The organism is Cellvibrio sp. (assembly GCF_039207905.1).
GTDB lineage: Bacteria > Pseudomonadota > Gammaproteobacteria > Pseudomonadales > Cellvibrionaceae > Cellvibrio.
The window spans coordinates 1-12,434 of the sequence record NZ_JBCECX010000018.1; the positions used below are offsets into that span (position 1 = coordinate 1).

The 12,434-nt window shown below is 46.0% G+C and carries 11 protein-coding genes; 7 read left to right on the top strand and 4 right to left on the bottom strand.

Annotation, left to right across the window (positions count from 1 at the left end; all coding sequences use genetic code 11):
* Positions 1–270: 270 nt before the first annotated feature.
* Positions 271–1,773 (top strand): amidohydrolase family protein, encoded by a 1,503-nt coding sequence (locus AAGC78_RS12290; RefSeq protein WP_435784376.1) that lies wholly within the window; start codon positions 271–273, stop codon positions 1,771–1,773.
* 85 nt (positions 1,774–1,858) lie between these two features.
* On the opposite strand, the gene AAGC78_RS12295 is transcribed toward AAGC78_RS12290, so the two are convergent.
* The 3 genes from AAGC78_RS12295 to AAGC78_RS12305 all read right to left on the bottom strand — a co-directional run bounded on the left by AAGC78_RS12295 (position 1,859) and on the right by AAGC78_RS12305 (position 4,103).
* Positions 1,859–2,296 carry a DUF2383 domain-containing protein gene (locus tag AAGC78_RS12295; RefSeq protein ID WP_435784377.1) on the bottom strand — a complete coding sequence of 146 codons (438 nt, stop codon included), beginning with the start codon at positions 2,294–2,296 and terminating at the stop codon, positions 1,859–1,861.
* Between the two features lie 13 nt (positions 2,297–2,309).
* A complete protein-coding gene (locus AAGC78_RS12300; RefSeq protein WP_435784378.1) occupies positions 2,310–3,215 on the bottom strand; it encodes a lipid kinase in 906 nt (301 codons plus the stop codon).
* A 75-nt stretch (positions 3,216–3,290) separates the two neighbouring features.
* Positions 3,291–4,103 (bottom strand): phosphatase PAP2 family protein, encoded by an 813-nt coding sequence (locus tag AAGC78_RS12305; RefSeq protein WP_435784379.1) that lies wholly within the window; start codon positions 4,101–4,103, stop codon positions 3,291–3,293.
* 273 nt (positions 4,104–4,376) lie between these two features.
* Here AAGC78_RS12305 and AAGC78_RS12310 point away from each other — a divergent pair, with 273 nt between their 5' ends.
* From AAGC78_RS12310 to AAGC78_RS12330, 5 genes are all read left to right on the top strand, one after another.
* On the top strand, positions 4,377–5,180 hold the full coding sequence (locus tag AAGC78_RS12310) for a DUF4198 domain-containing protein (protein ID WP_435784380.1): 804 nt from the start codon (positions 4,377–4,379) through the stop codon (positions 5,178–5,180).
* Between the two features lie 40 nt (positions 5,181–5,220).
* A complete protein-coding gene (locus tag AAGC78_RS12315; RefSeq protein ID WP_435784381.1) occupies positions 5,221–6,234 on the top strand; it encodes a hypothetical protein in 1,014 nt (337 codons plus the stop codon).
* Between the two features lie 38 nt (positions 6,235–6,272).
* The gene (locus AAGC78_RS12320; RefSeq protein WP_435784382.1) at positions 6,273–7,652 is read left to right on the top strand and encodes a DUF2271 domain-containing protein; all 1,380 of its coding nucleotides are present in this window, start codon (positions 6,273–6,275) and stop codon (positions 7,650–7,652) included.
* Positions 7,653–7,694: 42 nt separating this feature from the next.
* Positions 7,695–9,716, top strand: coding sequence for a TonB-dependent receptor plug domain-containing protein (locus AAGC78_RS12325; RefSeq protein WP_435784383.1), 2,022 nt, complete (start codon positions 7,695–7,697; stop codon positions 9,714–9,716).
* A 63-nt stretch (positions 9,717–9,779) separates the two neighbouring features.
* The gene (locus AAGC78_RS12330) at positions 9,780–11,015 is read left to right on the top strand and encodes an HmuY family protein (protein ID WP_435784384.1); all 1,236 of its coding nucleotides are present in this window, start codon (positions 9,780–9,782) and stop codon (positions 11,013–11,015) included.
* Between the two features lie 48 nt (positions 11,016–11,063).
* Here AAGC78_RS12330 and AAGC78_RS12335 read toward each other — a convergent pair whose 3' ends face one another.
* Positions 11,064–11,525, bottom strand: coding sequence for a hypothetical protein (locus tag AAGC78_RS12335; RefSeq protein WP_435784385.1), 462 nt, complete (start codon positions 11,523–11,525; stop codon positions 11,064–11,066).
* Between the two features lie 437 nt (positions 11,526–11,962).
* Here AAGC78_RS12335 and AAGC78_RS12340 point away from each other — a divergent pair, with 437 nt between their 5' ends.
* Positions 11,963–12,352 (top strand): DUF6488 family protein, encoded by a 390-nt coding sequence (locus AAGC78_RS12340; RefSeq protein WP_435784386.1) that lies wholly within the window; start codon positions 11,963–11,965, stop codon positions 12,350–12,352.
* The last annotated feature ends 82 nt before the right edge of the window (positions 12,353–12,434 follow it).

Genomic DNA, 12,434 nt, shown 5'->3' on the forward strand with positions numbered 1-12,434 from the left:
AGTTGATGCCGAGCAAGCGCGAGGACAGCGTTTGCAGTTTGGGCGAAATCAGAAAGCCTAACGCCAGCAACAAACAAATAATTGCCGACGATAAATAGATATGAACAAAACTGTCGTGCATGCCGATTCCCAAGCATTGAATGGATTTTTATTGTGCAATTTTGCCAGATTCTAACGGTTTTCATGTCCTCAATCGCGTTTTAGGTCGTTGAAGAGGTGGTTTATCACCAAACTCCGGCCCAGATGTTCAATTCATTGATGGAGCCTGGTATGAAAACTAACCCCTTTATTTTAATTCTTTGGTGCGTACTTTCTTTGGTAATAACACCTGCACAAGCCAGAAGCGCTGATTCTGGTTCTTTGCTAATTCGTAATGTCACGGTGATAACTGCGGATGCCACCTTAAGTAAACGACCACAGAATGTGCTTATTGAGCACGGCAAAATTCAATCCATAGGTACACAACAATTTAAAGCTGAAACCATTATTGATGGCAGCGGGCAGTACCTGATTCCCGGATTGATTGACTCTCATGTTCACTTGCGCGGAGTGCCCGGTGTTCCTGAGGGAGAGTTGGAGCAGGCAGAGTTTTATCAACAAGCAGTAGCGCAAATCCCCAAAAGTTATCTCTATGCCGGCTTTACTACGCTGCTGGATTTGGTGAATACCAAAACGTTTATCGATGGCTGGAATAGCCAGCCGCTAGCACCAAAAGCCCACTTTTGTGCTCCGGCTCCGATTCCCAAAGGTTACCCGATTGCACTGATTCCAGACGAGGCTCTGCAAACTACGGATGCTGCCCGTTACGTCTTGCATGACCGCCATTCGCACTTGCATCCGGAAGTTGCTGATCCCGAACTGCACACACCAAGCCATCTTGTTTCTGCCATGAAAGCGGACGGCGCGCGATGCGTAAAAATCTTCTACGAAAAAGGGTTTGGGAAAGTAAAAAATCTACCGGTTCCAAGCGAGGCAATTGTGCGCGAGTTGGTAACGGAAGCGCATAAAAAGAATTTGCCGGTTTTCCTTCACGGTAATTCGCAGGAATCGTACGAGTTTGCCTTGGCGACAGGTGTCGATATGGTGGTGCATGGATTGTGGAATGCGCCACCCTCAACCACACCAGCGGAATTGGAAAACATTGCGCAGCGTTTGATAAAAGCCAAGATTGCGGTACAGCCATCGGTACAAGTTATTTATGGTGAGCAGGAATTATTGAACCCAGAATTTCTGCAGCAACCGGCAATTCGCCACTATATGCTTGCTGAATTAATTAACTGGTATAAAACACCGGTAGGGCAGTGGATGAGTAATGACATCGGCAGTTATTTTGGTAAGGATGCGGTACTCAGCGATGAGCAAAAATACCAGAAGGTCAAAGCAGTCTATCAACCCTTGTTTGATCGGGTTAGGAAAGTCAGCTTGCCGCTCAACCAAAAATCATTGTTGGTGTTTGGTAGCGATACACCCAGTGGACCTATTTACACTCAATTCCCCGGATTAAACGGGCGCATGGAAATGGATCGTTGGTTGGCGATGGGAATTCCACTCGCGGATTTATTTAAAGCGCTGACGATTGGCAATGCAAAACGCATGGGTTTGGAAAAAGACATTGGCAGTGTGGCTAAACATAAACAGGCGGATCTGTTGCTGTTAGGTAAAAATCCGTTGGAGGATATTACTGCCTACGACACTATTAGCTGGGTGATTTTGCAGGGCAAACCCATTGCACGTGACAGCTTGTCGGCGCAGAAAATAAATAAGAATCTCTGATTAAAATTGTTAGTTTGCGGCGCGTACTTTACGATATCTGCCACTAATAAACCTTTGGGTTTGCTAGTGGCAGATAACTATATGTTTACTTTGTGCTGGAGAGTAAATGAATCGCGTCAGTGACCTGGGTTGATAAATCATCTAACAAAGTGCGGCAATTTTCGTTGGCATCGGTATCGCGTGCATTGCGAATCAACTCCAATAATTGTTGTTCCCGCTCGATGCGTTGTGCCAGCACTTCGTTGGTGTAGTCTGGTGTGAAAGCTGCGCCCAGGTGATGGAGAATCATTTCGCCGGTTTCTTTATCGGGATCGGGCACAGATGGTAAATCGCCCAATTCACGAATTGCGACGGACAAGCGTTTGAAAAACAATTTTCGCTGCGCAGCAATCTGTTGGAAACGTTCGGTTACAGCGGGATTTTCAACTAACTGAATTGCATCCTCATAATGATCCACACTTTCGCGACAGGCGACGAGAATTTCATTGAGCGCGACTTCTGTGTCCGACAGTAAATGAAACATGGTGAACTCCTGATTAATCGGGAATAGGCAACGGGCGAATAACTTCCAATGCTTCGGGAATAACCTCAAACACCGCTGGCGTTTTACTGACTGGTTCGCCGTCTGCATGAATTTCTTTGGGGCGTTTGGTTTTGATTTCAATCCGTTGGGCAAACAGCGTAAATGTGTTTTCCATTTCCCGGTGTCTGCCGTAGCGCAATAAGTGTGCGCGGGTTAATAACTCCCAGAAACCTGATGGTGGCAAGCTGTAAAGGCAAAGTCGGCCGTCGTCTATTTCAGATTTTTCATCAATCACATTACCGCCGCCATAGTAACGGCCATTGCCAACAGCTAATTGGATTGAACGCAACTTATAGGTTTTTTGGTTTGCCACAATAGTGACGTGAAATGGCTTGTTGTGTTTGAACGCGGAGAATACGGCTTTCAAATAACTGAATACGCCCCATTTCTTTTTCACTTCGGGTGTTAATTCGTGAGTGACAGTTACGCCCAGGCCGATATGTGCCACATTAAAAAAGTAGTGGCCGTTAATAACACCGAGATTAATTTTGCCGCGGTGGTTATCGATGATCGTCTGGAAGGCATCGGATAAGTTATTAGGAATCCCAAGTGAGCGAGCCAAATCGTTGGCCGTGCCGAGCGGTAAAATAGCGAAGGTAAGTTGATGTTTGTACAGCGCTGGTGCGGCGGAACTGATGGTGCCGTCGCCACCCCCCAGAATAACCAACTGCACCAGATTGCGATGTTCGTCTATTAGCTTGGTGGTCTCTTCGGTACTGCCAGAATTTTTCTGGATAAGCGTGATACCTGCGTTCTCAAGTGCGGCCAAGCCTTCTTCAATATCGGCATCCGCACCATTGCGACTATTGCCGTTTAAGATCAATAAAGCCGTTATTCCCAAGCCCATTTTGCTACTCATTTTGTGCACGTTTTTACACGGGGTTTTGTAGTATTTTCCTGAGTCCACCGCTATTCCTGCGCGATTTTTTGCGCATCACGATTTTTCTCCGGCATTCGCTGCGATCTTGTCGTCAGTTGGAGTGGCGGCAGTCTCAATCTTTTTATGCAGTTGCAACCAACGCGCCAACAACCAACATCCCAACGCCCATCCTGCACCGGCAGTCCAGCCCGCCAATACATCGGTGGGCCAATGCACGCCTAAATAAATCCGGCTTAATCCCACTAACAGAGTGATGGTGACGCAAATCATTAGGATGTAAGCCTTGATAACTTTTCGTCGCTGCAATTGTGCGAGGAGCGCGCCCAAGGTGAGATAAGTGCTGGCGGATAGCATCGAGTGCCCGCTGGGAAAACTGGCGGTGTAGACGATGCTGCCGTGAGGAACCAGATCGGGGCGGTCGCGATCAATTGTCTTTTTCAGCGTGCTACTCACCGCTAATGCACCCAGTGTAGCGATCAATACAACGATAACCATGCGCGGTTTTCTGTCCAATAGTAGATAACCAATCACTGCGGTAGTCAGGAAGATCAACACGGCATTACCGCCCAATGCGGTGAAATCACGGCCGATTTCTTCTGCCCAGCCGGGGCCGATAGGGTCACTCAAGTCGGCAGGGTTGCGCATGCTCAGCAGCAAAGCCCGGTCAAATTCGTGAGGCTCATTCTGTAGTGCTACTTCGGTCAGTAAGGTAAATCCCCACAGCGACGCCATGATCGAAAAAAGCGCAATTAGCACCGGCAATTCACGGCTGCCAATCCACAGCATCATTTTGGCGATAGGGTTGCGGCGGGGAATCACACCGAGAAAACGACGTGTTTTTCGTGTGGGCTTGGTATTTCCGGTCATAGATGGTTTCCGTTATTTGGTTTTATTCCAGTAACTTTCTCAGCAACTTTTTTGGCAACAATGGCTCAGCATACAGTGAGTCAATGGGCTGCTTATAGCTGCTCCTGCTAATTCCTTGCCATCCAAGGTAAATGCAATTTCGGTGCTATAGATATTTTATTTCAATTGGCTATGTCTTCTATGTGTTATTGATAATTGTTATCAATAAAGATACTATTGGCATCTAAATCAATAGTAATCGGCCGCAATGGCTGATCGTTAAGGAGCCTGCCAATGAAATCCCTTGCCCGTCTTTGCCTCCCATTAGTTTGTAGCCTTGCCTTGAGCGCACCTTTAGCAAATGCGCACACACCGTTCTTGGTGCCGACCAGTTTTGAGCCTTTGCACCAAGGTTGGGTAAGTTTGGATGCAGGCTTTGCCGAGGTTTTTTTCCAGTCGGAAGTGGCTTTTGATAAAGGCAATTTTCAGGTGCTGACTCCAAAGGGTGAGTGGGTTGCACCAGCGCGCCTTGAACAATTTACCACTCGTAGCCTGGTTGAGTATCAAACCAAAGATGAAGGCACCTACCGTTTCTCTTCCGGTGTGCGCAAGGCAGCCATTTTCCGCATGTATGAATTGAATGGTGAGCGCAAACACTCGCGTGATCCGAAAGAGGTGTTGCCGAAAGGCGCCAAGCTGTTGGACCACTACCAGTCAGTCACCTTGGCTGAAACATACGTAACGCTCAAAGCGCCAACCCAAACTGCACTCAAACCTTACAACCAAGGTCTGGAAATTGTTCCGGTTACTCACCCGAATGACGTTTACGCCGGTGAAGCATTCGCGTTCAAAGTACTGCTCGATGGCAAACCATTGGCTGATAACGAAGTGAGTTTGTTCACTGGTTATGACGGCAATGAACACGAAAAAGAAACACTGAAAGTGAAAACCGATAAAGACGGCAAAGCAGAAGTAAAACTGGATAACACCGGCGTTTACTTGCTTTATGCGCGCAAAAGCGCACCAGCACCTAAAGGTGCTGATGCTCCCAATTACGGTTACGTTTACACGCTGACCTTTGCAGTTAACGCGCAATAATTTTTTAAGATCAACGAATATCAAAACCGGGTTAGCCATTATGAAAAAAATTAAAACAATGAAAAAAACATTCGCTCTTAGTTCACTGGCTTTAGTCATGGCATTGGTTGGTTGTCAGTCAACCGCGCCGGTTGCCGATAAGCCAGCTGCTGATCGCAGCAAGCATCAAGCGGATCACGGTGCAAGCGCAGGTCATCGCGCTGCATTTATTGAAGACTACGATACGAACGGCGACGGACAAGTTTCTCGCGCAGAATTTGATGCTGTGCGCGCCGCTAATCTCAAAGCAATGGATGCAAATGGCAATGGCTTGGTAGATGAAACTGAATACCTGGATCATTTCGCCCAGACGTTGGAAAAGAAAATCAGCAGTGAGCGCAAAGGTCAGGTTGAGCAAACCGAAATTCGTTTTAAATCCATCGATAGCAATGCCGACGGCAAAATGACATGGGACGAATACTGGGCTTCCGGTGAAAAAACCTTTACCCATTTTGCAAAAAGTATTGATGGCGTAGTAACGCTGAATGCGAAAGATAAAGAATGGGACGCCGCTCCCGGTGCTAGTCAGGAGCAAGGTGCAAGCGTAACGCCCGCTGCTGATCCTATTCGTCCTTCAATCATTCGTATGCCTAGCTCTCACTCGCTCGAAGGGTTTATTGATATCAATGACCTGAATGGCGACCACCAAGTTACTGCTGCTGAATTTAAACAAATTCGTCGCGGCATTTTTGATTCTACCGACACCAATAAAGATGGTTGGGTGAGTCCGGAAGAATACACGCTTGAGTTTACCAACCGTCTGGATCGTCAGGCTAAGCAAGCGCGCACCGGTCAAATGAAACAAGCAAAAGTTCGCTATGAAGTACTCAATACCAACAAAGATGCAGGCATCAGTCTGGAAGAGTTTGGTGTGTCTGGTGCACGCATTTTTGGTGGTTGGGATTTAAATGACGATGCAGTGGTATCGGTAGCTGATCCTCTTCCACAAGCGAAAGCAGCAGAAAAACCCAAAACCGCTGCAGCTAAACCAACTGCAAAAACCGCGAGTCACTAATGCAAAGGGTTGCTAACTTGCATCAGTACTGGATGCAAATGTGGTCTTTTATTTTTTGTATTAGCGCGTTGTTGTTTGCAAACCCTGTCTCTGCATTAACGGTAAAGGAAATGCCGCTCAAGCTGCACATGGATGATGCGCAGCTGCAGAGTCAAGTCGAAAAAAAATTGTCTCCGTTAGTGCAGAAGCTGGATGCTGTAGCGCAAGAACTGGATCAATTGAATAAGCAGGGGAAACTACAAAATCCTTCTGCAGATGTGAAAGCGCTGCTGCAATTGTGCGAACAATGGCAAACACAGACTCATAGCAATTTCACTTGTCGTCTTGGTGCATTGCAGCGGGATTGGGATGCGGCGGTTGGCAAAAGTGAATTGCCTGATCGCGCATCCTTGCGTCAAAAAGCGCGCCTGCATTTGCAGCTGCAATGGAAAACGGAAGGCGCAGCGGTTTATTTCAGTGAGCAAGCGATTAAAGACGGTTTACAACTTGACTTACACGGGCTTTGGCAAGGCTGGGTATTGGAGCGTGTTGCTGAAGATATTAAGGCCGTTATTGCGCAGCAAAAGTCATCAACTGGTGTAGTCAACGTTGAGTACGGAAATTTGACTCTGGTGATAGGAGCGACTGTGCAGCAAATCAAGGTTGCTGATGTAGCTTCTGTACCCGTGTCATTGAAAGACCAAACGCTTGCAGTATTGGATCGCCAGCAAAATTTACGCAAGGTTGCGCATTACCCGCTGAGTAGTTTGTTAGTGCCCAAAGAAGGATGGCCAGTTGAACTCGCGCCGTCCCTTTTGGTTCGCGCTAGTAGTGCAATTGAGGCTGGTGTAATGGCGCAAGCGCTGATCAGTGTGTCGGTACATGATGCGCTGGAGCAAGTTAACAAAATGACGAGCGTGACAGCTTTGGCTATCACCGAAACAGGGATGTTTTTCGCTAGCAAGGACTGGTATGGCGCTACACGTGCAGCTGATGCGCCTTGGTCTGCGCAAAAAATATTTACGGTGGATTATGAAATTCCGTCACTGGATGTTGCGGAATATCGTCGTCCTTATGTTGCCATTTGGATCGCCGATGATAAGGGCAATTCAGTTCGGCAATTGCAATTATTGGGCGAAAACCGTTGGCTGCGCGATTTGCGTCTCTGGTGGCGCAAGGTTGGGCGTAGCGATGACTCGTTGGTAGATGCGCTGGCAGGAGCAACGCGCAAACCTGGTCGTTACCGGATCGAGTGGGACGGCCGCGATGCACAGGGAAAAACAGTAGCGCAAGGGAATTATGAATTGCACATCGAAGTAGCGCGCGAGCATGGCGAGCATGAGTTGCTGTTGCTGCCGTTTATTTTGAATGGTCAAACTGTATCGGCAAATGCGAAAGGTACAAATGAAATCGGCCGTGTGAGTCTCGGTTTGAATTAAACCTGTATCTATTATTTTCACTGCAACCCTTGCGAACACATCATGAGTAAAAAATCTGCTTTTTCAACATTGCCTGCACGTTTGGTATTGGCAATGGCTACGAGTGCAATTTGTGCATCAGCCACGGTCGTGGCCGAAGTTGCCAAGGACGAAGAAAAACTGATCAGTTTTGATAAGGTTGTTACTACCGGTACGCGTACACCTAAATTGCTGGTGGATTCGCCGGTGTCAGTAGAAGTTGTGGATGGTGAAACTCTGCGTAAAGCATCGCAGACAACCGTTGCTCGTGCGCTCGATCTATTACCCGGTGTAGTGGTAAAGCGCAGTACCAAAGATGGTTACAACGTTTACATGCAAGGCTTTGATGGCGACAGGGTGTTAGTGTTGGTTGATGGTCGCCGCATGATTGCACCGACCGGTGCAGCGGTGGATCTGGATCAAATCAGTGTCGCCAATGTTGAGCGTATTGAAATTGTGCGTGGCGCGGGTTCAGTGCTTTACGGTAGCTCGGCAATGGGTGGTGTTATCAATATCATCACGCGACAGGATACTGGTAATCACCTGAGTCTCACCTCTGAAGTATCTTCTTATGTCGGTAACGAAATTGAAGGCGACGAGTTCGGTTATCAACACCGAATGGAAGCCAGTGCCAAGTTGGGTGAGTGGCGGGGCAAACTCAATATTCAAAATATTGATGATGTCGGTTTTGATTACCAACCCGAAACCGTTGCGCAAACTGCTGCCGATGTGAAAAAAACGTTCGGCCAATTATCTTTGGGTCGCGACTTTTCCAGTTTTAGTACCGACTATCGCGCGCAAATTTTTGATGAAGAAAAATACCGCGATAGTTTCAAATTGCCCGGTCGAAATGACGTTATTTATTACATGTCCGATGTCGAGCAAGTACAGCATGACTTGGAGTTTCGCGATCGTCCTGCAACGGAAGAAGATCGCAAACAAGTGGGCAGTTGGAAAATTAATGGTCGCTATACCACTCATGATGAAACCAGTGGCGATTCTAATGGCTTGCGCGATACAGAAATTCGACTTGCTGAAATAGACAGCCAAAAAGCCTGGGTCGGAAAACATTATGAGGTTGTTGGTGGCTTGAGCGCGCGCCGCGATTTGTTAAACCAAACTAAAGGCGATGTCGCCGAAGTGGATGACCGAACCAGTCAAGGTTATGAAGGTTTTGTACAGTACAGCCATTTAGCCGCTGATCACGAATTGCTAGGTGGCGCGCGCGTTCAGCACGATTCTGATTTTGACTGGCATTCCGCTGTGCGTGTAAGTGGAATGAAAAAAGTAAATGGTAGCGGCGATAGTCAGTGGCATTTCCGCGGTGGAGTAGGGCAGAGCTATCGCGTGCCTACCATCAAAGAGCGCTTCTACGTTTTTGATCACAGTAATCTGGGGTATATGGTATTGGGCAATCCCGACCTGCAACCAGAAACTGCTGTATCGGGTAATGCCAGCGCCAGTTGGTTACTGCCATTCAAAGACGATGCCGGCATCCTCGAAAATGAATTCAATATCCATTATTCAGAAGCTAAAAATTTATTGGAAACTGTGCGCGATGACGAAGCGTCGGTCGCACAGCAAATGGATATTTTCCGTTATGCCAACTTTGCCAAAGCTGAAATCTACGGTGCTGATCTGGGCAGTAAATATCAATATGGAAATTGGCATGTTCAGCTGAATTACAGCTATCTGTATGCAGAAAATAAAATCACTGGCGAGCGCTTACCCAACCGCCCGCGTCATCAAGTTAAAGCAAATTTTGGCCACAGCTTTCCAGAATATGAATTGGATAGCTTGCTCTATTTCGTTTATGAAGCGGACGAATATTCAGGTACAGCAGGCAAACCCGTCGCTAGTGATAACTACCTCAGTGTTAATTTCAATTTATCGCAAAACCTTACGCGCTATTTCAGCTGGCGTGTTGGGGTAGACAATATTTTTGATGAGCATCAAGACCCGAAAGCGGTAAGTGCAGGCGAATTTGATCAGCGTGCAGTGAGTAGTCGCCGTGTATTTGCGGGTGTAACGCTTAATTTTTTCTAGATGATGTAAATAATTTATTAACTGATGTTGGCTTTGATAAGTTAACAATTTATGGAGATTCGTATGTTTGAAAAACAACTTAAATTAACAGCTGTAGTTGCCGGTTGTTTGGCAATGGTTGCTTGCGGTGGCGGCGGTGGTGGTTCTTCCAAGCCTGCCAGCAGCTCTAGCTCGGTGGCAAGTTCTGCTGCAGTTTCCTCGGCAGTTTCTAGTTCGGCGCCATCATCTGTTTCCAGCTCAAGTATTGAAGCGAGCTCAAGCTCTGCGCCAGCTTCTTCCTCTTCCAGCAGTGCAACTCCAATTCCGTTGACCAATGTTGAGCTTGGGACTGGTTCAGCTGCTGCGCCAGCGTTTGCATACTACGATCTGGATACCAGCACTAAGTTAACCCTGACTGAAGCGGAAGCAGCTACTAATAAAGAGTGGGATATTGCATTTCGTCGTGACAAAATTTATCTGAACGCAAAAGCAACTACTCCTGTTAAAGCTTATGCTACTGGTAACAATGCGGACTTTTTTGACGCGAGCAAAGCGCCCATCGCAGAAAAGTTTATCAATGCAACTTCCGATAGCGAATTACCGGATTTTAATGCGGTAGTTGCTGCATCAATTCCAGCGGCTACGTCATTTACTACCGATAAAGATGAGAAAGCAATCGGTGGTAAATTTTACAGCTACAACATGACTACCCATGTCGTTACTGCTGACCCTACCAAAGCCTTTATCGTTTTCTCTGATGGCAACTACAGTAAAGTCCGCGCTAAGGCATTGACCAGTGCTGGTCGTACCATGAGCTCGATTACGCTGGGTGTTTCTTTCCAGGACGTAGCGCGCGGCGATACTACTTTTATGGCTGAAGTAGATGTAACAGTTGACGCTGTTGCTTGTACCGGTGATTTATACGTTGATCTTGATACACAAAAAACCGTTACTGCAAACGACAATTGGGATATCACGATTCCCTGCGTGACCGTCGGTGCAGACACTGGCGCAAGCTTCGAGTTGAACCTTGCAAGCGATGCAACTGCAATAGCAGATGCTACTCCAAGCTACACAGGTATTGATAAAACCGCTCACAACTTTATGGGTTTCCAACCTAATGTTTCCAGTGTGTTATTTTTTGGCACCTACCCATGGTACCAATACAATGTTAACCCGAGCTTGCCTCACTACCTCTACTCACAATTCCAGGTTTACTTGATTAAAACGGCAACTGCTACCTATAAATTCCAGATCGTGACTTATTACGCTGGAGCGGGAGCATCAGGTACTTACGGTTTCCGTTATCAATCTTTGTGATAGTTTTAATGGCTGGCAATGAAGATTGCCAGCCATTTTTTTGAGGCGTTATTGTTGATTGGTTTTATCTTGCTCCTTGAATATCGTGTAAATTTGATTTTTTCCTTTAGCATAAAAGCCTGATTTTCTCAGGTGATAGTTTATTTCCTGCTTTTGTTCGCTGCTTATTACCCTGATTCTTGCACCTTCGGCATCTTTTTTTGTTTTGGGTATGTTGTTTCCGTTAATATCAACTACTCGATCAACTTTAACGTTGAAATTCTTATTTTCTACTGAACTCTCTATCATTAGGTAGCCTTTGTTGCTATGCAATGTTGCCTTTTGTATTACAGTCCCGCTCGCTCTTGAATGCATCCAGTAGCTGAATCTTTTAAAAGGGTTTTTTAACTCCTTGGTAAGTTGTTCATCAATTGTTTTGGAGATGGCTTCTTCACAGGAAGCGCAATCCAGATATTCCCAAGGAGAACTCATTACTGACTCTGGAATAATGAGTTTTGAAGAGACTTGCATTAAAAATATTATCCTGATCCCCAGCAATAAAAGTAATATAAAAATGCTTGTTAGAATAATTAAAAATTTAAGTGATCGTGGCATTTATTGGTGGTTCCTTGATTGTCCTTTTGGAAAACTGCTTTGGTTTTTCTTTTCTTAAAATCATAATCCCATTTTAACACTCATCTTTTTCTTGTTTAATAAAATAATCCTACTGCTGGCTATAACGGAGGTTGGGAGTGATTGATTTTTGATAGCCCCTATATTTGATAGGGCTCTCCCTTGATGTAGCTATTTTCTTAATAGGTTTATTCTTTAACTTGTTTGGATAGTTACCAGAAGCAAAGCGTTAATCTGGTATTTACTATTTGTCATTAAGTGAGCAAAAGCATAAGCTACGGGCGCTGTTTGCTTTTATTAGACCAATAAATATCAACCATGAGAGAGACATAACAATGAAGAATTTGTTATCGGCAAGTTTGTTATCTGCCATGTTACTTGGCGTTTTATCCAGTAGTCCCGCTGTATTGGCTCATGAGGGGCATGACCACAGTTATGTGACTGAAACTAAAGCCATAACAATTGGAAGGGATACCACGACTCACTTTACCCAGAACGACCCTGGGTTCGGGTTTGGAAAATTGCCTGCAAGCTGGCGCGATCTTCCCATCGCCAATGCCAGATTGCTCAAGAACGGTGATGGTTATTACATAGTAACCGTGACGAATGAAGCGGAAAAAAAGACGCTTTTTCTGCTGATGACCTCAAATGGTGATGTTTACGGTGCAAACTTTACCGGTGAATTTGAGCAGCTAAAGCACGATAACAATCACGGACACCATTAATAACCCCGCTATAACTCTATAAGTTATCTTCTGCAAAAAAGCGCGTAGGGCGACCTATACGCTTTTTTACATTTTAAGGCCC